16 protein-coding genes are annotated in these 18,765 nt (G+C 72.2%); 13 read left to right on the top strand and 3 right to left on the bottom strand.

The features are described 5' to 3' along the window. Positions 1-25 precede the first annotated feature (25 nt). A complete protein-coding gene (locus ACZ6RT_RS10665; RefSeq protein ID WP_470153035.1) occupies positions 26-709 on the bottom strand; it encodes a hypothetical protein in 684 nt (227 codons plus the stop codon). A 243-nt stretch (positions 710-952) separates the two neighbouring features. Here ACZ6RT_RS10665 and ACZ6RT_RS10660 point away from each other — a divergent pair, with 243 nt between their 5' ends. The 4 genes from ACZ6RT_RS10660 to ACZ6RT_RS10645 all read left to right on the top strand — a co-directional run bounded on the left by ACZ6RT_RS10660 (position 953) and on the right by ACZ6RT_RS10645 (position 3,612). Beyond that, a complete protein-coding gene (locus ACZ6RT_RS10660; protein WP_470153033.1) occupies positions 953-1,447 on the top strand; it encodes a hypothetical protein in 495 nt (164 codons plus the stop codon). Further along, positions 1,444-1,770, top strand: a complete 327-nt coding sequence (locus ACZ6RT_RS10655) for a transcriptional regulator (RefSeq protein WP_399186132.1) — start codon at positions 1,444-1,446, stop codon at positions 1,768-1,770. The genes ACZ6RT_RS10660 and ACZ6RT_RS10655 overlap by 4 nt, the downstream gene beginning before the upstream one ends. Positions 1,771-1,948: 178 nt before the next feature. Next, positions 1,949-2,503: a DedA family protein gene (locus tag ACZ6RT_RS10650; RefSeq protein WP_470153031.1), complete on the top strand. Its 555-nt coding sequence runs from the start codon at positions 1,949-1,951 to the stop codon at positions 2,501-2,503. A gap of 77 nt (positions 2,504-2,580) precedes the next feature. After that, complete coding sequence (locus tag ACZ6RT_RS10645; protein ID WP_470153029.1) at positions 2,581-3,612, top strand: D-alanyl-D-alanine carboxypeptidase family protein; 1,032 nt, start codon at positions 2,581-2,583, stop codon at positions 3,610-3,612. A gap of 39 nt (positions 3,613-3,651) precedes the next feature. On the opposite strand, the gene ACZ6RT_RS10640 is transcribed toward ACZ6RT_RS10645, so the two are convergent. Both ACZ6RT_RS10640 and ACZ6RT_RS10635 read right to left on the bottom strand, forming a co-directional pair. Continuing rightward, positions 3,652-4,479, bottom strand: coding sequence for a TrmH family RNA methyltransferase (locus tag ACZ6RT_RS10640; RefSeq protein WP_399186659.1), 828 nt, complete (start codon positions 4,477-4,479; stop codon positions 3,652-3,654). 139 nt (positions 4,480-4,618) lie between these two features. Beyond that, positions 4,619-5,392, bottom strand: a complete 774-nt coding sequence (locus ACZ6RT_RS10635; protein ID WP_470153028.1) for a DUF4184 family protein — start codon at positions 5,390-5,392, stop codon at positions 4,619-4,621. A gap of 193 nt (positions 5,393-5,585) precedes the next feature. Here ACZ6RT_RS10635 and ACZ6RT_RS10630 point away from each other — a divergent pair, with 193 nt between their 5' ends. From ACZ6RT_RS10630 to ACZ6RT_RS10590, 9 genes are all read left to right on the top strand, one after another. Continuing rightward, a complete protein-coding gene (locus ACZ6RT_RS10630) occupies positions 5,586-6,215 on the top strand; it encodes a hypothetical protein (RefSeq protein ID WP_399186136.1) in 630 nt (209 codons plus the stop codon). A gap of 178 nt (positions 6,216-6,393) precedes the next feature. Further along, on the top strand, positions 6,394-8,178 hold the full coding sequence (locus tag ACZ6RT_RS10625) for a substrate-binding and VWA domain-containing protein (RefSeq protein WP_470153026.1): 1,785 nt from the start codon (positions 6,394-6,396) through the stop codon (positions 8,176-8,178). Positions 8,179-8,380: 202 nt separating this feature from the next. Then, the gene (locus tag ACZ6RT_RS10620; protein ID WP_470153025.1) at positions 8,381-10,630 is read left to right on the top strand and encodes an RNA polymerase sigma factor; all 2,250 of its coding nucleotides are present in this window, start codon (positions 8,381-8,383) and stop codon (positions 10,628-10,630) included. Positions 10,631-10,783: 153 nt separating this feature from the next. After that, on the top strand, positions 10,784-11,149 hold the full coding sequence (locus ACZ6RT_RS10615) for a hypothetical protein (RefSeq protein ID WP_399186139.1): 366 nt from the start codon (positions 10,784-10,786) through the stop codon (positions 11,147-11,149). Further along, a complete protein-coding gene (locus tag ACZ6RT_RS10610) occupies positions 11,146-12,279 on the top strand; it encodes a GNAT family N-acetyltransferase (protein WP_399186140.1) in 1,134 nt (377 codons plus the stop codon). The genes ACZ6RT_RS10615 and ACZ6RT_RS10610 overlap by 4 nt, the downstream gene beginning before the upstream one ends. A 150-nt stretch (positions 12,280-12,429) precedes the next feature. Then, a complete protein-coding gene (locus ACZ6RT_RS10605; protein ID WP_399186141.1) occupies positions 12,430-13,260 on the top strand; it encodes a glycosyltransferase family 2 protein in 831 nt (276 codons plus the stop codon). A gap of 2 nt (positions 13,261-13,262) precedes the next feature. Next, positions 13,263-14,210, top strand: coding sequence for a glycosyltransferase family 2 protein (locus ACZ6RT_RS10600; protein WP_399186142.1), 948 nt, complete (start codon positions 13,263-13,265; stop codon positions 14,208-14,210). Next, a complete protein-coding gene (locus ACZ6RT_RS10595; RefSeq protein ID WP_399186143.1) occupies positions 14,207-15,010 on the top strand; it encodes a polysaccharide deacetylase family protein in 804 nt (267 codons plus the stop codon). Before ACZ6RT_RS10600 ends, ACZ6RT_RS10595 begins: the two co-directional genes overlap by 4 nt. Before the next feature lie 276 nt (positions 15,011-15,286). Further along, positions 15,287-18,700 carry a hypothetical protein gene (locus ACZ6RT_RS10590; RefSeq protein WP_470153022.1) on the top strand — a complete coding sequence of 1,138 codons (3,414 nt, stop codon included), beginning with the start codon at positions 15,287-15,289 and terminating at the stop codon, positions 18,698-18,700. Positions 18,701-18,765: the final 65 nt, after the last annotated feature.

The raw sequence follows: 18,765 nt of genomic DNA, 5'->3' as shown, positions 1-18,765 counted from the left end.
CGGCGCCCGGCGCGTTCGCGGCCGGTCAGCAGGTGACGAGGAACCGCTCGCTGCGCAGCGGGCGCTCGTCCTCGACCGAGAGCACGACGCGGTACCAGCCGGGGTTGTCGACGATCCGGGGGCGCCACTCGACGACCTGGTCCTCGCCGGTGAAGCCGGCCCCGGCGTTGAGGTAGGTGTGCCAGCGGTGGGTGGCCGCGCTCCACCGCTCCAGGCGCCAGGCGTAGGAGACGACGGCCCGCGGGTCCTCGTTGCCGACGACCGTCCGGGCCAGGTACGGGCTGTCGCAGGGGCCGAGCGCGCCGCCCTCGCCGACGGAGATCCTGCCCGCCACCGTGACCCGCCCGACGGCGGCCGGGTCCTTCGCGGCCGGGGTGTTCGGGGTCTTCGGGGCCGCGTCCGTGCCGGCGTTCGTCCTGGCGGCCCGTGTCCTGGCGGCCGGGTCGTTCACGGCCGGGGTCTTCGCGGACGGGGTCGCGTCGGCCGGGGTCGCGTCGGCCGGGGTCGATCGTGAGGCGAGCAGCACCGTGCGTACCGCCCCCCGGTCCGTCACCTCGGCCGAGGCCGACACCGGAGCCTGGGCCGGGACGCCGGGCGTGCCCCACACGCCCAGGTAGACACCGGCGAAGGCGAGGGTGGCGACGAGCAGTCTGACGACGCTCGCGACCCCACCGGTCAGTACCGGGACCACACTGCCACGCGGACTCATGACGGACACCTTTCTTCGCTACCTCCAGGTGTACGCCCCCGTCCTTGCCCGGGAGTTGACGTCCGCTTGCAGCGGGTGAACATCCGAGGGCCGCCCACCCTCGCTCAGGGCCGCCCGGGGGGCACCGATCCACCGACGCGCCGGTGAATCCCGAGGGCCGCCGGATCGCCGGATCGCAGGGCCGCCGCCCGCGTCCGCGCACATGACTTTCCAAATGCGCAAGTCATAGATAGAGTTGCCGACATGGAAAACGACTTCCACCCCGACGGCGGCGAGGGCCCCCTCACCTCGTCCCAGGCACGCGACACCCTGGACCGTCTCGGCCTGGACGGTGCCAGGCTCGCCGAGCGGGTGGTCACGCCATGGTGGTACCACCCCGTCCTCGGTCTGATCGTGGGGGTGCTCACCGGCGCCCAGGCACTGCCGGGGGTGGCGTCCTTCATCGTCATGGCCCTCGGCATCGTCGCGATCCCCCTGCTCATCACCACCTACAACCGGCGCTACGGGATCTCCATCACCCAGTCGGCGGGTCCCCGCGGCAGGCGCCTGTCGCACACGATGCTCGGAGTGCTCGTCCTCGCCATGCTCGCCGCTCTGGTCGTCAAGTTCACCGGTACCGCGCCATGGTGGGGGCTGTTGCCGGCGGCCTTCGCCTTCGGTGTGATCGTCGTGTTCGGCCGACGCTATGACGACGTCCTCCGCGATGAGCTCGCCCATGGCGCCGGCGGGCGCGCATGAGCGCCCCGCCCACCCCCGCGTTCAACGAGGTCATCCACTCACCGGTGCGCCTGCGTATCTGCGGGCTGCTGCGGCGCATGTCGGAACTCGAGTTCGCCCTCATCAGGGACACCCTCGGACTGAACGACGCGAACCTGTCCAAGAACCTCAGGGTGCTCGTCGAGGCCGGCTTCGTCACGGTACGCAAGGAGAGCTCACCTGTCCGAGCGGATGCCCGCCGGCTCACCTGGGTGGCACTCACCGCCGAGGGGAGAAGCGCCCTGGAGGACCACCTGGCCGCGCTCGCCCGGATCGCCGAGGGCAGCCCCGACGTCGCGGGCTGAACCGGAGGAGGACCTCCCCGGCGGGGCCACGAGGCCGATCCTCGCCCACGTGGCCGTGGCGCGTGGCGTGGCGGATGATGCGGCGTGATGGAGCCGGGCGTTCGGGGGGCTCCGCCCGGCCGTTCCAGGTAAGCCTGGCCTAATATCGGTACAGGCAGGTGAGACGACCCTGGTGGTGATGTTCGGAGTGCGACCTGTTGTGGCGGGCATCCCCGACCCGACGTCCGCGTCCTTCCTGGGCATGCCCCTGTGGCTCTGGGTGGTCGTCGGCGGCGTGGCCCTGTTCGGCGCGTTCCAGGCGTACTACTGGATCGGCCACGTGCTGGGCTCCCGGCTCTACGCCTCGCGGCTGGGTCTCAGGATCGGCCAGGAGAACATCACCCGGGTCGAGAACGTGGTGCGGAAGTGGGGCGCGCTCGCCGTCTACGCCTGCTTCTGGGTGCCCGGCCTGCGCCACACCCTGCCCTGGGTGGCCGGGGTGCTGCGGATCTCCTACCCCTGGTACGTCGTGGCCAGCGCGCTCGGCTGCCTGACCTGGGTGCCGGTGACGTCCTTCGGCCTGTACTCGGTGATCTGGGGCTGGCTGGGGCTGGCCGCGCGGTCGCCGCTGCTCGCCGCGCTGGCCGCGCTGGCGGTGGTCGCGGTGATCGTCGTCCTCGTCCGGCGGCGCCGGCGCCTGCGGGCCGCCCGTCGCGAGGCCGACGCCGAGGCGGAGCGGATCACCGCCGCCTGATGTGACACCGATACCGATTTTCGATGGTAAATGGCTGACTTTCGAACATGACAGGTCGTCTCTGTCACCATGTCCTCATGCATAACGGGGGAATCCGGCTCATCGCCCATGCCGCGCTGGCCACCGCGACCGTCCTGGCCACGGCCTCTCCGGCCGGCGCCCTGACCCCGGCGACCGGGACGTCCGCCCCGGCCCACCTGGCCCCGGCGCATCCCGCGGCAGGGGGCCGGGGCGCACCCGCGCCGATCACCGCTCCGGCGGCGCTCGCGGCGTTCTCGGCGCCCGCCGCCTCCGCCCCGGCCGCCGCCGGGGAGCGGCGCGGCGAGGCGCCGGCCGTTCCCGGACGGGCCGCGTACCTGTTCGACCCCGTCGCGGGAACGGTCCATCTGAGCAGGCAGGCCGCGAAACGGATGCCGGTGGCCAGCCTGACGAAGATCATGACGACGTACGTCATGCTGAGGACGGCGCGGCTGGACGACGTCGTCACGATCCGGGCCGAGGACGTGCGGTACGCGGCGGTGAACGGCGCGACGCACGCCTCGCTGCGCGCCGGGGAGCGGCTGACCGTCAGGGACCTGCTGTACGCGGTGATGCTCCCCTCTGGAGCGGACGCCTCCCACGCGCTGGCCCGCGTCTACGGGCCGGGGACCAGGAGGTTCGTGGCGAGGATGAACGCCACGGCCCGCTCCATGGGACTGGCCGACACCGTCTACACCAACCCCGACGGCCTTCCGAAGCCGGCTCCCGGCCACTCCACCGCGCTGGACCAGGCGAAGCTCGCCGACATCGCGCTGCGCGACCCGGTGATGCGGACGATCGCCTCCACCGGCAGGCACGTGGTGTCCAGGACGAAGGTGCACCGGGCGCACACCTGGATCAACTCCAACAAGCTGCTCGGCAGGACGCCCGGGGTCATCGGGCTCAAGACCGGTTACACGCGGGCCGCCGGGTACTGCCTGTCGTTCGCCGCCGACGCCGACGGACGCCGGCTCGTCGGCGTCATCCTCGGCGAGACCAACGGCGACCGGCGCTTCAGGAGCGCGGAGCGGCTGCTGGAGTGGGCGGGCGAACCGGCACCGCCGCAGCCGTGGGAGTCCGACGCGAAGTGACCGGCCGACCGTCCCGGCCGGCCCTTCGCTCCGGGACGGTCAGCCGTGGTCCGGGGACGTCCGCGCGGCCCGCATCAGTCCGTGGCAGGCGATGGCGGCGGCGGCCACCACGTTGAGGGAGTCGACGCCCAGCCCCATCGCGTCCGGGCTCATCGGGATGCAGACCGCCTCGTCGGCCTCGCGCAGCCAGCGGGAGGAGAGCCCGTCCCCCTCGGAGCCGAGCAGCAGCGCCACCCGGTCGGCCATGGCGACCCGGTCCAGGGGCACGGCGGACTGGTCGGGGGTGAGCGCCAGTGTCCGGAAGCCCGCCTCGCGCAGCTCGGCCAGGCCCGCGTACCAGTCGGTCATCCGGGCGTACGGGATCGCGAAGACCGCGCCCATGGAGACCTTCACCGAGCGCCGGTAGAGGGGGTCGGCGCAGCGGGGGGACAGGACCACCGCCTGCACGCCCAGCGCGGCGGCGCAGCGGAAGATGGCGCCGACGTTGCCGTGGTCGACGAGGTCCTCCAGGACCAGGATGCGGCGGGGCGGCACCGGGACGCCTCCCGGGGCGGCCCGGCCGGACAGCACGTCCCGCACCTCGGGCATGGGGAGCCGTTCCATCGCGGCCAGTGCCCCCCGGTGGACCTGGAAACCGGCGACGCCCTCCATGGTGGCGTCGTCGACGACGTGCACCCGGTCGCCGAGGGGGGCCAGCAGGTCCGCCAGGGGCTCGGCCCAGCGCGGGGTGAGCAGCACGGATCGCACCGGGTGACCCGCCGCGACCGCGCGGCGGATGACCTTCTCCCCCTCGGCGATGAAGAGGCCGTGCTCGGCCTCCAGGCTCTTGCGCAGCTCGACGTCGCGCAGGCCGGCGTAGTCGGCCAGGTGACCGGCCGGATCGGCGGGCCGTCCGGACGGATCGGCGGATCGGCCGGCCGGACGGGCGACCCGGTCGGAGGGCCGGTCGGCGGTGCGGTCGGAGGGCCGGTCGGCCGGATCGGCGGCGGGCCGGGGGCGGGTGGGCTCAGGCACCCTCGAATACTGCCATGGCGCGCCTGAGCTGCCATATCAGCGCGTACACGAGCAGCATGGCCGAGCAGCCGACGACCACTCCCGCACCCACCCGCGTCATGAGCTCGGCCTTGGTCCCGGAGGGGAAGGCGGTCGTCCAGGCGACCGCGCCCAGCACGATCGACACGGCGGTGGCCACCAGGACGGCCGCGCGCTCCCCCGCGGGCAGGACCAGCCGTTCGGGCACCGGCCTCGGCTCCATGGCGGTCAGCCCGCGCCAGGCCCACCAGACCACCACCGCCAGGCCGACCACGGTGGAGGTGTACTGCAGCAGGCGGAAGACGGAGATCACGTCCCCGACCCGGCCGTCCAGCCAGCTCCAGCCCCACAGCGCCGCGCTGTAGGAGTGGGTGAAGGAGTCCCAGACCTTGTGGGTGAGGGCTCCCACGACGCCTCCGGCGACCACGGCGGGCAGCCTGCGCCACCCGTACATGCCGGGTGTCAGCGCGGCGGCGCGGCCGGCCAGTGCGGGGGGCAGCAGCGCGGTCAGCGGGTCGCGGAGCAGCAGGTGGAAGACGGCGAGCAGCACGACCACGGCGAACGGGTCGATGGTCACGACACCCCTGAGGGAGTGCCAGATCATGTAGTCCGGCAGGAACGGGAAGAAGATCGGCAGGTCGGGCACCATGGCCCCCAGCGCGAGGGCCCAGGGGTCGAGCAGGCGGCGGGCCCGTTCCGAGGAGATCAGCGGCAGCACCGCGGCGACGTGACTGGGCGTGAACGGCACGGACTTCCCCCCGACGGTTCTGCTGGCGGCCTCCGATCCCGTGGCGCGGCGGCCTGACGAGGATACGGCGCCGCCGCGGCGGGAACCCCGCCTCCCGGCGTCACCCCGTCGCGCGACGTATACATTACCCATCGTCACCGAACGTCACCCAGCGCCACCGATCGGATTCCCGGTCGGGCACCCGGAGGCCGCCTTGACCGAGCAGACCGCGCCGGCGCCGCCCGGCGCCGAGTGGCTGCGCGACGCCCGCAGGGCCCGCGCCCTGTCCCTGGCCACCCTGGTGTGGCTGGGCGCCGAGAGCGTGCTCGGCATCGCCGCGGGGCTGGGCGCGCACTCGGTCGCCCTGATCGGCTGGGGCGCGACGGCCCTGGTGGAGGCGGCGGCCAGCCTGATCGTGGTCTGGCGCTTCACCGGTACGAGGACCTCCTCCGCGCACGCCGAGGAGCGGGCCCGCAAGGCCGTCGCGGTCAGCTTCTGGCTGCTGGCGCCGTACCTGGTGCTGCACGTGGCGCACGACCTGGACGCGGGCCACCGCGCCGTGCCGAGCACGCTGGGGATCGTGGTGACGGCGGCCAGCGTGGTCGGCATGCCGCTGCTGGGCACGGCCAAGCGGCGGCTGGGCGCCCGGCTGGGGTCGGCGGCGACGGCGGGCGAGGGCACCCAGAACCTGATGTGCGCCGCGCTCGCGGCGGGGGTGCTCGCCGGGCTCGCGCTGAACGCCGCCGGATGGTGGTGGATCGATCCCGCCATGGCGGTGCTGCTGGCGGCGGTGGCGGCGCGGGAGGGGGCCCGGGCGTGGCGCGGGGACCCATGTTGCCACTGAGCTGGGGCTGGACGATCGGGACGCACGGTGCCCGGATCGGCACACGTGGTGATAGCACCAGCAAAATGCGTGTTTTGCCACAGTAACCGTTCCAAGTACAGTTCCGTGAATATTGCGGAGAACCTCCCGGTAGGGTGGCGCGCTCCGGCTCCATGACATCGACAGCTAAGAGGGCATCGTGGGCGGACGTCACCGGACGGATGAGCTCGAGGACGGCTACACCCCCTACAACGAGCCCCAGCAACGACGCCGTCGCACCGGGCGCGGCGGGGTCCTGGTCCCGCTGGCCGGTTCCGTCGCCCTGGCGGTACTGCTCGGCGTGGCCGCGTTCGTGATCATCAACCGCGACCGCGGGTGCGCGGGCGACGCCCTGCCGCTGCGGGTCACCGCGGCCCCGGACATCCAGCCCGCCGTCTCCCGGATCGCCGAGCGGTTCACCCGGGCGGCCCACGAGATCGACGGCCGGTGCGCCACGGTCACGGTGACCAAGGGCCTCCCCTCGGCCGTGGCCTCGGCGCTGGGCGGGGCCGGCGGCAAGGCCCCCGCGATGGACCTGTGGATCCCGGACTCGGGGCTGTGGGTGACGAACCTGCGGGCCAGGAACCCCGACGTGCCCGAGGCGAGTGCGTCCGTGGCCCGCTCCCCCATCGTCATGGTGGCCTCGGGGTCGGTGGTGCCCGTCCTGCGCAAGAGCTTCGGCAAGGCGAGCTGGGGCGGCATGATCGACGCCGCCAACGTGGCCAACGTGGACGGCCCCGGCCGCAAGGTCCGGGTGCTGGTGCCGGACCCCTCGCTCAACGCGGCCGGGCTCGGCGCGCTGCTGGCCGCCGCCGGGGTCGCCACGGCCTCGGGAGTGGGCGAGGAGCAGCTCGTCGGCGCGCTCAAGAACCTGTCGGGCTCGACCTCGACGGTCCGCGACCAGGGCGCGCTGCTGTCCAGCCTGGGAGTCAAGGGCAGCAAGGCCCCCCTGGGCATCGCCTCGGAACAGAGCGTGTGGACGTTCAACAGGACCAGGAAGCCCGAGGTCCCGGCGGTGCCGCTGTACCCGGCCGAGGGGACCGTCGACCTGGACTACCCGGTGGTGATCACCACCGGGGACGCCACGGTCCGCAAGGCGGCCGAGGCGTTCCGGAAGGAGCTGGGCGGCGAGCAGGCCCGTAGGACCTTCCAGGAGCTGGGTTTCCGTACCCCCGACGGCAAGGGGGCCAAGGCCGTCACCGGCTCCGGGGGCTTCCAGGCCGCGGCCCCGAAGGCGATCGCGGTGCCCGACGCCAGGACCGTCGCGAGGATGTCCCAGACCTGGTCGCGGATCAAGCTCGGCACCAGGCTCCTGACCCTGCTGGACGTCTCGGGGACCATGGCCCTGCCGGTGCCCGGCACCGGCCTGACCCGGATGCAGGCGATCACGAGGATCGCCGTCGAGGGCATGAGGCTCTTCCCGGTCAAGAGCGAGCTGGGCCTGTGGGAGTTCTCCACCCACCTGGACGGCAGGGGGGTGGACTACCGCAAGACGGTCCCGGTCGGCCCGCTCACCGAGGAGCTGGACGGGGGCCTGCGCAGGGACGTGATCAACCAGAGGCTGGTGTCCACCCGGGCCCGCTCGACCGGCGACACCGGGCTCAACGACACCCTGGCCGCCGCCTACGAGCAGATGACGAAGGAGTACCAGAGCGACAAGATCAACACGGTGCTGATCCTCACCGACGGGGCCGGCAACGACGACCCGGACGGCGGGATCAGCAACCAGCAGATCCTGAAGCGGCTGAAGGAGCAGTTCGACCCGGAGAAGCCGGTCAGCGTGCTGATCATCGCCTTCGGGCCGGACGCCCCCAAGGGCAAGCGCCAGATGGACGCCCTGGCCAAGGCGACCGCCGGTGACGCGTACATCGCCAAGGACATCCTGGAGGTCAGGAAGTTCTTCCTGGAGGGCATGAAGCGGCGGCTCTGCTCGCCCAACTGCTGACCCTCGCGCACCACGATCATCCGGTACGACAACCGTCACATCTGTCCCTTTCGTAGGCAGTTTTACCAGGTCATACCGGGTGGGCATACATTCCACCCATCCGGTCAACCGGTTGCGGGGAGGTGGCGTCCTACGCGTGTGGGGCCTGGACCGGGCAGGGGTGATGCCCGGGAACGAGCCCGTCCCGCGGGGAGGAATGTCCGTGCCCGGATGGCCGACCGTCGGCCGAACCGACGATCAGAATCTCGTTGAGGCGCTGCGGCGTGCCGACACAACGGCGCCCGCGAGCCTCTACGACTCCTACTCCGAACGTCTCGGTGACTACGCCCACTCGCTGCTGGGCGACCGCGAGGCCGCCGCGGAGGCCGTGCACGACGCGCTGGTGACGGCCCAGGGCAGGGTGGACCGCCTGCGCGAGCCCGGCCGCCTGCGCGCCTGGCTGTACGCGCTCGTCCGGGTCCGGTGCGCGGCCGGCGCGCGGGGACCGCGGACGACGACGGTCCCGCCCGACGTGCACGACGACCCGAACGAGAGGGAGCTGGCCGCGCTGGTGCACGAGGCGATGGCCGAGCTGAGCGTGCAGGAGCGCGAGGTGCTGGAGCTCTCGCTCCGGCACGACCTCGGCACCGGCGAGGTCGGCGCGGTGCTCGGGCTGAGCTCGCGGCAGGTCGCGGCGCGGCTCGGCCGGGCCAGGGACCACCTGGAGAACGCCGCCGCCGCCGTGGTGCTCGCCAAGGTCGGCCGGGCGCACTGCCCGGACCTGTCGGCGATGGTGGACTGCTGGGAGGGGCCGCTCACCACGATGCTGCGCAGGCGGCTCTCGGCCCACATCGGCCGCTGCGAGGTCTGCGTGGAGCGCAGGGACCGGCACGTCTCGGCGGGGCGGCTGCTGGACCTGGTGCCGCTCGCCTACCCGCCGCTCTCGCTGCGCCGCCGGGTGATCGAGACCTGCGTGGACCCGCGGCTGCGCGAGGCGCGCGCCGCCGTCCTCGCCGAGAACGACCACTTCGACCGGGCCGGTTTCCCGGTGGCCGCTCCCCGGCGGTCCGGGGGCCGCCGCTGGACGGGGCGCAGGGAAAGCACGGACGTCCCCGGCTCCACGGGTTCCCGGGGTTCTCGCGGCTCCCGTGGCTCCCACGGCTCCCGTGGCCCGGACGACGGGCGGGCCCGCGACGAGGGAGCCCACCGGCCGGGCGCGGCCACGCCCGCCTCGGGTATCCCGGGCTCGGGCACCCCGGCCACGGGCACACCCGCCACCGGCACCCCGGCCGTGGGCGCCCTGGTCACGGAAGGGCGCTTCCGGCACGCAGCCCCGGCCGAGCAGGACGCGCGACCGTGGCCCGTGGAGCCGAGCGGGCGGGCCTGGCCCGCCGAGCAGGCCGAGAGCGTCCGGCCCGCGGAGCCGGCCGGGCGGGCCCGGCCCGCCGGTCAGGGCCAGGACCAGGACCCGGGCCCGGACCTCGAGGCATGGCCCTCGGAGCAGAGCATCGGGGCCTGGCTCGCGGAAGGGGACGGTGTCACACCGGCCACGGAGATCTGGCACGCCTCCGCCGGTACCGGACAGGGGCGGGCCGGCGGGACGTACGAGCCGGGCGACGCCTGGGAGGACACCCCTGCCGGAGGCACCGCGGCCCGTCGTACGCCGGGTTCGGGAAGTCCGGCGGGTTCGGCGGGCGCGGCGGTCTCGTCGGGCGAGGGCCGGCACGCAGGGACGCAGGCCCAGCGGCGCAGGCGCAGGCCACGGCGCGGTCCCCTGCTGCTGGCCGCGGTCTGCCTGCTGGCGGCCACCGGAGCGGTGGTCGTGGTGGGCGGGCAGGAGCTGACCGGCGGGGCTCCGGAGAACCCACAGGCCGCGCCGTCGACGCGACCCGCCCTGATCACGACGGAGCCCGGGCCGGAGCCGACGCCCGAGCCGTCACCGGAGACCACCGGGGAGGATCCGCAGGAGTCGCAGGAGCCGGACGAGGCCGGGCCGACCCCCACCGAGGGCCCGGACACCGCCGCGCCCGCCCCCTCGGCCACGCGGACGGCACCGGCGCGCAGGAGCACGGCCGCGCGCCCCCGTCCCACCCGCGCCGCCCCCCGGCGTCCCGTGACCGGACGGCTGGTCGTCTCCTGCCCGTCCGACATCGGCCAGGGTGCCGGGCAGATCCGGCTCGCGGCCCGCGGCGCCGCGCTCTCCTGGTCGGCCACCACCTCCGGCGGCCTGAGCGTGCAGCCGTCACGGGGAAGGCTGGGGGCGGGGTCCTCGGGCGTGATTTGGGTCACCGCCTCCGACCCCTCGGAGAGCGGGTCCGGCCGGGTGGCGTTCAGGTCCGCCGGGGGCAACACGGCCTGCTCCATCTCGTGGGAAAGCCCTGCTCCAGAGGCCTCGGACCCTCCCGAGGACCCCGGCCCCGAGCCGACGCCGACCGCCTCGGCGGGTACGGAGTCCGAGGTGGAGACGGACTGATCCCTTCCCCTCGTTTTACCCAACGCCGAGACTTCTTCCAGGGATCCGGTAAACCATGGGCTGGTGCCGAGCGTCGGCATTGACGTCCATGCGAAGTGATTGGTCACATGAGGACGCGATCAGTCACTTCATCACCAACCTGGAGTTCGGAAGATGTCGATCAACCGCAGGGTGCTCACCTGGGCACTCGTCCTGGCATGCGTCACGGGAGCCGTGATCGCCTTAGCGGGCATCGACACGCCTTTACGCCTGGTTCTCACCCCCCTGTTCCTGTTGGTGGTTCCGGGCGCCGCGGTGGTGGGACTGTTGCGTGATCGTGACCCTCTTGAGGCACTATCAGTGGGGGCAGCCGCGAGCCTGGTGGTCAACGTTCTCCTGGCCGCTGCCATGCTTACCTTTGACGCATGGTCGCCCCGTGCCGGAGTGGCGACGATCGCGGTGCTCGGCGGCTTCATCTACGTACTACGCGTGTTGTATCGGGGGAGCGGGAGCTTGCAGACCGAACAGGGGGTCAGGTGACGGTGAACATCGTCGTCGTTCGCCCGGGAGACCTCGGAGCGTCGGAGATCTCCCGGTGGCGCGAGCTGCAGGTCGCCGACCCCTCCCTGGACAACCCCTTCCTCTCCGTCGAGTTCGCCCTGGCCATGGGGCGCCTGCGCGACTACGTCCGCGTCGCGGTCGTCCAGGACGGTGGCAAGATCGTGGGGTTCTTCCCCTACGAGCGCCACAGTTTCGGGATCGGCAAGCCGCTGGGCGGTTTCCTCACCACCTGCCACGGGCTGATCTCCGTGCCGGGGCTGCAGCTGGACGTCCGGACCCTGCTGCGCGCCTGCAAGCTCTCCGTCTTCGACTTCGACCACCTGGTGCCCGGCCAGCCGACGTTCGCCCCGTACGAGTCCGACGTGCGGCCCGCGCCGGTGATGGACCTCAGCGTGGGGTTCGAGACCTACATCGAGCGGGTCAGGGCCAACTCGCCGAAGAACCTCAAGACCGTCCGCTACAAGGAGCGCAAGCTCGGCCGCGAGCAGGGCGAGATCCGGTTCGAGTGGTACTCGACCGACGCGGGCACGCTCCGCACGCTCACCAACTGGAAGTCCGACCAGTACCGCAGGACCGGACGGGTCGACCGGTTCGCCCAGCCGTGGATCGTCCAGCTTCTCGACGAGATGCACGCCGAGAGGTCGGAGAGCTTCGCGGGCGTCCTGACCATGGTCTACGCGGGGGACAGGCCCGTGGCCGGGCACTTCGGGCTGCGGACGGCCACCACCCTGGTGGGCTGGTTCCCCGCCTACGACACCGAGTTCGCCAAGTACTCGCCCGGTATCGTCCACCACCTGCACATGGCCGAGCACGCCGCCGCCTCCGGGCTCCGGCAGGTCGACATGGGCAAGGGCGGACGGGAGTACAAGAGCTGGCTGAAGAGCGGCGACCTGTTCGTCGCGGAGGGCCGCGTCTCGCGCCCCTCCCCCGCCGCCGCGGTCCACTGGCTGGGCCGTACCCCGGTCAACAAGGCACGAACGATCGTCACCGATCGCCCGCAGTTGTACAGACTTGCCGACCGCGTGCTGAAGGGTTTCGGCCGCATGCGCACCCCCTCGCAGAACCAATCCGGTACGCCGGTCGTCAAGGAACCATGGGGAGTGGGTTAAGCCGCTCCCGTCACGTCCCACCACCCGCCAGGACCCTCGCATGCATCCCTCACCGCATTCGCCATTCCCCCCGGTCGTCCCGATCGGTCATGGCCACGGGTCCGTCCGCCAGTCATCTCTGACGACCGACCGCGAAGGACACTCGTCATCATGAGTCCCGAGATCACCAAGCACTACAACGGCAAGCCACCGCTCAGGGCGGTGCCTCCCATCGAACGGTTCACCCCCATCACCCCGCACATGGCGATCTCCCCCACCGTCAGCGTCGTCGTACCGGCCATGAACGAGGCGGAGAACCTTCCGCACGTGTTCGCGACGCTGCCGCAGTGGATCGACGAGATCGTCCTGGTGGACGGCAACTCCAAGGACGACACCGTCGCCGTGGCCAGGAAGCTGCGTCCCAACGTCCGCGTGGTCCACCAGACCGGCAAGGGCAAGGGGGACGCGCTCTCGGCCGGTTTCGCCGCCTGCACCGGCGACATCATCGTGATGATCGACGCCGACGGCTCCACCGACGGCCGGGAGATCATCCAGTTCGTGGGCGCGCTGGTCACCGGCGCCGACTTCGTCAAGGGCTCGCGGTACGCGGCCGGGGGCGGCAGCGACGACCTGACCTTCACCCGCACGTTCGGCAACAAGGCGCTGACCGCGCTGGTCAACAAGATGTACGGCACCAGCTACAGTGACCTGTGCTATGGCTACAACGCGTTCTGGGCCCGTCACCTGGACGTCCTCAACCTCGACTGTGACGGCTTCGAGATCGAGACCCTGATGAACATCCGGGCCTTCAAGGCCGGCCTCAAGGTGCACGAGGTCCCCAGCCACGAGCGCTGCCGCATCCACGGCGAGAGCAACCTGCACGCCGTCCGCGACGGCATCCGGGTGCTCAAGACCATCATCCGTGAGTGGCGGAGCACCCCGGCCCCGGTCGTGCACGAGCCGGCCGCCGCCGCCCGGGCCGCCGACCAGGGCGCTGCGTAGCCATGAGAAGCAGTGTCGTCATCTGCGTCTACACCGAGGATCGCTGGGAGGACATCCGGCAGGCCGTCGAGTCGGTCGAGAACCAGACCCGAAGGCCGCACGAGATCATCCTGGTCGTCGACTACAACCCGGAGCTCCATCTTCGGCTGAAGAAGGAGTACCCCGGCGCGATCGTGGTGGAGAACGCTCAGGAGAAGGGCCTGTCCGGTGGCAAGAACACCGGCGCGCAGATCGCCTCCGGCGACATCGTGGCCTACCTGGACGACGACGCCATAGCGGAACCCGGCTGGCTGGAAGCGCTGGAGGAGGGCTTCCAGGACCCGACCATCGTGGGGGTGGGCGGGCTGACCAGGCCGCTGTGGGGCACCGGGCACCGGCCCGGCTGGTATCCGTACGAGTTCGACTGGACCGTGGGCTGCAGCTACCGGGGCATGCCCACGGAGCGGGCGCGGATCCGCAACGTGATGGGCGGGAACGCGGCCTTCCGCAGGGAGCCGATCGGCGCGGTCGGCGGCTTCCACACCGGTATCGGGCGCAGCGTGCAGGGGCGCAAGCCCCGCCCGCTGGGCTGTGAGGAGACCGAGTTCTGCATCCGGCTCTCGCAGCGGATGCCGGGCTCGGGCATGCTGTTCGAGCCCGCCGCGGTGATCGGCCACAAGGTGCCCGCCGCTCGGGCCACGTTCCGCTACTTCCGCTCGCGCTGCTACGCCGAGGGCCTGTCCAAGGCGCTGGTCACGCAGAGCGTGGGGGCGGGAGACGGGCTGGCGAGCGAGCGGGCGCACGCGCTGAAGGCGCTGCCTCTGGGCGCGCTGCGCGGTGTCGGCGAGGCCCTCCGGGGCGACGTGTCCGGCCTGGGCAGGGCCGGCGCGATCGTCGTCGGTCTCGCCTGGACCACCTGGGGTTACGTTGTCGGGTCCCTTCGGCTGAAGAAGAAGCGAGGGCGTGCATGATCCGTGTACCGATCCTGATGTACCACTCGATCTCCGACCGGCCCAACGCCGAGACGAAGCCGCTGTCGGTACGGCCCTCGGTCTTCGCCGACCAGCTGGCCTACCTCAAGGAGAAGCGGTTCACCCCGCTGACCGTGGCCGACCTGGTCGCCTCGCTGCACAAGAACAACGGCCGCGCCCTGCCGGAGCGGCCGGTCGTGGTGACCTTCGACGACGGGTACGCCGACTTCCACAGCGAGGCGCTGCCCCTGCTCGAACGGTACGACTTCCCCGCCACGGTCTTCCTGACCAGCGGGTGGGTCCGTGACGCGGGCAAGGACGCGGCGGGCAGGCCGCTGGACACCATGCTGTCCTGGAGCCAGGCCCGCGAGGCCGCCTCCTGCGGGGTGGAGATCGGCGGGCACAGCCACAGCCACCCCCAGCTCGACCAGCTGCCCGAGGACGAGCTCCGCCAGGAGCTGCGGCGCAACAAGGCCCTGCTGGAGGACAAGATCGGTTCTCTGGTCTCGACGATGGCCTACCCGTACGGCTACTCCAACGTGCGGGTGCGGCGTGAGGTCAGGCGGGCCGGGTACTGGGCCGCCTGCGCGGTGAGCAACGCCATCGCCGCCGACCGGCACGACGTGCTCGCGCTGCCACGCCTGACCGTGGCCGAGGGCACGTCGATGCGGATGTTCAGCCGTGCGGTCGAGGGCAACCAGGTCCCCCTGATCTACATGCGGGAACGGGTCCTGACGAAGGGGTACGCCGTCGTCAGGCGTACCCGGTACGGCCTGCGCCGGGTACGCGGCCAGGTGTGAGACCGGTCGTCCCGGGGACGCGTGATCTCCGGGACGGTCGGCGGAACCGGTGTCCGCCCGGGGGTGTCCCGGGACGGTCGCCGCCGATGTCGGCACCCTCTCCGCGGGGTGCGGACGGCGGGACGGGTGCCGTCGGGTGGGAATCCTGGTCGTGGTTTTGCCGTTCAAGGATCTACGCAAAACACCCAAACATGACGAAACTTCTCGCTTGTTCGTCGCACCTCGGTCCGCGTAGCCGCCATGATGTTAGACGTGAGGCAACGGGCAGGTAATGACGTGACGACGCCGAAGGCGGCGGAGGCCGCCGAGACCGGGAGGACCGGTCTCACCCCTCCCGCGCCTTCCGACGGAACGCCTGCCGTGGCCGGCGGCGAGCCCGGCGGCGCGCCCCCCCCCGAGGACCGCGACGGCGTTCCCGGGGCTCCCGAGGCTCCCGATGTCGTCGCCGACGGCACTCCCGGCAGCGATTCCGACGGTGATCCCGACGGTGGTCCCGGTGGCGGCACCGATCGTGGTCACGAGGACGGGCCCGAGGACGACGCGGAGACCGGCACGGAGACCCGTGACGGGCGTGACGAGGAGAGGCCCGGGACGCGGGACGACGAGATCACCGGTGAGCCCTCCGGCCGGATCTTCGCCGCCCCCGTCGCGGACGCCCCCGAGGACGACCACCGGGACACCGCCCACGACGACGCTCACGACGCCCGGGACGGGACCCGGAACGAATCGCAGGACGAGAACCGGGACGAACCCCAGGTTGGGAACCGGGGCGAGATCCAGGACGACCTCGGGGACGAGGCCCACGACGAGAACCGGGGCGACAGGGCTCGGGACGGTCTTCAGGACGAGCCCGAGGACGAACCCGACTACGACCCCGACGTCACCGCCGTCATCCGGCTCCCCCTGCGCCCCCTCCCCCCGCCCCGGACCGACGACGCCCCCGGAGCGGGCGCCCCCGAAGACGACACCCCCGGCCATGTCGCAGACGGTGCCACGGACGACGCCGCGGACGACGCCCTGGAGAAGGACGCCCCCGCGGGCGCCGCACCCGCGGACGAGGACGCCTCCTGGAACGACGAGGACGACGAGGACGCCAGGGGCGCCAGGGACGGCGAGAACGCCGACGCCGAGGACACGAGCGACACCACCGCGGAGATCCGCCTCCCCTCGGCCCCGCCCCGTCCGGGCCCGGCCGGACGCCTCGCACCCCGGGCCCCGGACGCGAAGCCCGGCTCCACGGACGAGGACACCGGCTTCCCGGACGAGGACGACGCCCTCCCGGGTGAGGGCACCGATCCCCCGGACGAGGACGACGACCCCTCGGACAAGGACCCTAGGTCCCCGGCCCCCTCGGCGTCGCCCTGGAAGGCGTCGCCCTGGGAGAGCGAGGAGGAGCCGGAGACCTCCGGCCTCCCGGAGACCGTCCCCGCCGTACGCCCCCCGGCGGTCGCGTACGCACCGGCCGGTCACCCGGCGGCCGGTCACGCGCAGGACCGGAGCGGGGCGACGCCCGCCGGCGCCGGAGACCCGGCCCCCGCGGCCGCCCCCTCCCGGATGGCGTCCCTGGTGCGCACGGCCATGGTGTGGCTGCCGCCCCTCCTGACCGTCGAGGGCCTGATCATGTACGTGCTGGCCCTGCGCGTGCCGCCGGGTCCGCTCTGGGGCGTCGACCTGAACAAGATCGACGGTGTGGGCCTGATCTCGGCCATGCCGCCGACCGCGTTCGCGGCGATCCTGCTGATGCTCGTGGCGTTCTTCGTCACGATCGCGCAGAACACCGACCGGAAGTTCCTGCTGCTCTTCCAGATCGCGGCGATCACCTTCGCCCTGCACGGGGGCGCGGCCCTGATCGAGGACGAGGCCAGGTTCCACACGGCCTACGTGCACGCCGGGTTCGTCGAGTACATCAACCGCACGGGCGAGGCGTCGGCCATCCTCGACGCCCGCCTGGCCTGGCCTGGGTTCTTCGCGCTGGTGGGGTTCGTCACCAAGGCCGCCGGGGTCACCGACCTGACGACGATCATGCGGTGGACCCCGCTGCTGTCGAACCTGCTCTACCTGCTGCCGTTCGTGCTGATCCTGCGCCAGGTGGTCGCCACCACCAGGGCCCGCTGGTTCGCCGCGCTGCTGTTCGTCATCGTCCAGTGGATCGGCCAGGACTACTTCTCCTCCCAGGGCTTCACGTACGCGATCTACCTGGCCTTCGTGGCGATCGTGCTGCGCTGGTTCGGCAAGGTCGAGCCGCGGACCAGGCCGATGCCGGTCAAGGGGCCCGTCCGGCGGCTGCTGGCCCGGCTGGACGGCCTGACGCCCGGGGAGCTGCCCCACTCGACCGGCGTCTACGACCGGACGATCATGCTGATCGTGCTGATCGGCCTGTTCGCCACGGCGACCGCCTCGCACCAGATCACGCCGTTCATGATGCTCGGCGCGCTGACCGGCCTGATCCTGCTCCGGCGCTCCTCGCTGAGCTGGGGGTTCCCGTTCTTCCTGGGCCTGATGGTGCTGGCCTGGATCAGCTACCAGACGGTCACCTTCTGGAGCGGCCACATCGACCAGCTCTTCGGCGGTCTGGGCCGGATCCTGGAGAACCTGCAGCGCAACACCGGCGACCGGATCGACGGCAGCGACCCCAAGCACGCGCTCGTCCTGATGGCCCGCCTCGGCATCTGCGGCGTGATCCTGACCCTGGCCGCGGCCGGCCTGTTCCGGCGGCTGCGGCGCGGCGTGGGCGACCGCGCGGCGTTGCTGCTGCTGTGCATCCCGGTGCTGGCCCTGGGCCTGCAGAACTACGGCGGCGAGATCGGCCTGCGGATCTACCTGTTCGCGCTTCCCGGCGCCTGCATCCTGGCCGCGTACGCCTTCTTCCCGAACCTCCCGGCGGGCACCGAGGACGCGCCGGAGGAGACGGTGCCGATCCGCAAGCGCAACATCCGGTTCAACCCGGAGCTGACGCGCCGGATCTCGCTGCTGCTGGCCGCGGGGTGCGCGATGGCGCTGGCCATGGTCTTCCTGGTGGCGCGCTACGGCAACGAGCAGTTCGAGCGGGTCTCGGCCAGCGAGGTCGCGGCGATGCACTACGTCTACGAGCACGACGAGCCCAGCGCCCGCGTCCTGTACCTGGTCCCGCTGCTCGGCGAGGAGGTCACGCCGAGCATCCCGTGGGGCGAGCGCGACTTCGACAGGATCGCCTACGAGCAGGTGCTGGTGGACAAGAATCCGGCCGAGCTCACCTCGGTGATCGCCAAACTTCGCGCGTCGCCGCCGAACACCTACCTGGTGGCCACCCGCGGCCAGGCCGGTTACCTGCAGCTCAACCACGGCTTCCCGACGGACTGGGCACCGCGCTTCCGTGCCGCGCTGGACGCCAGCAAGGAGCTCAAGCGGGTCTTCAACGGCGAGGACGCGGCCGTGTACACGCTGCGGTCCTTCCCCAAGGGCACCACGATCCCCGAGCGCGCGGCGCCGGTCGGCGGCAACGACCCGACCTCGCCGTTGACGCCGGTCGGTCTGGCCGCGCTGGGGGTGACGTGGATCGCGCTCTTCGTCTACGAGGTGTTCCTGCTGCGCGGCCGCGGACGGTCGAACAGGACCCGCAGGCGCATCCTGTTCGTCGCGATACCCGCGTTCGTGCTGGCGGTGGGCGTGATCGCCGAACGCTTCGTGGTCATCGGCTACCAACTCCAATAAAGGACAAGGTCCTCCGGCGTACGGCCGTCCCGGGCCATACTGGGCACCGTTTCGCAGGGAGGACT

The organism is Streptosporangium sp. NPDC050148 (assembly GCF_055586505.1).
The sequence above is the reverse complement of the archived record's forward strand: the minus strand, read 5'-3'. Positions and strand labels throughout refer to the sequence as shown.

Excerpts from the sequence above, each read along its gene's own strand:
- ACZ6RT_RS10655 (WP_399186132.1), top strand. The coding sequence starts at position 1,444 with ATGAGCGCCCCGCCCACCCCCGCGTTCAACGAGGTCATCCACTCACCG.
- ACZ6RT_RS10600 (WP_399186142.1), top strand. The coding sequence starts at position 13,263 with ATGAGAAGCAGTGTCGTCATCTGCGTCTACACCGAGGATCGCTGGGAG.
- ACZ6RT_RS10665 (WP_470153035.1), bottom strand. The coding sequence starts at position 709 with ATGAGTCCGCGTGGCAGTGTGGTCCCGGTACTGACCGGTGGGGTCGCG.
- ACZ6RT_RS10595 (WP_399186143.1), top strand. The coding sequence starts at position 14,207 with ATGATCCGTGTACCGATCCTGATGTACCACTCGATCTCCGACCGGCCC.
- ACZ6RT_RS10660 (WP_470153033.1), top strand. The coding sequence starts at position 953 with ATGGAAAACGACTTCCACCCCGACGGCGGCGAGGGCCCCCTCACCTCG.
- ACZ6RT_RS10605 (WP_399186141.1), top strand. The coding sequence starts at position 12,430 with ATGAGTCCCGAGATCACCAAGCACTACAACGGCAAGCCACCGCTCAGG.
- ACZ6RT_RS10615 (WP_399186139.1), top strand. The coding sequence starts at position 10,784 with ATGTCGATCAACCGCAGGGTGCTCACCTGGGCACTCGTCCTGGCATGC.
- ACZ6RT_RS10645 (WP_470153029.1), top strand. The coding sequence starts at position 2,581 with ATGCATAACGGGGGAATCCGGCTCATCGCCCATGCCGCGCTGGCCACC.
- ACZ6RT_RS10650 (WP_470153031.1), top strand. The coding sequence starts at position 1,949 with ATGTTCGGAGTGCGACCTGTTGTGGCGGGCATCCCCGACCCGACGTCC.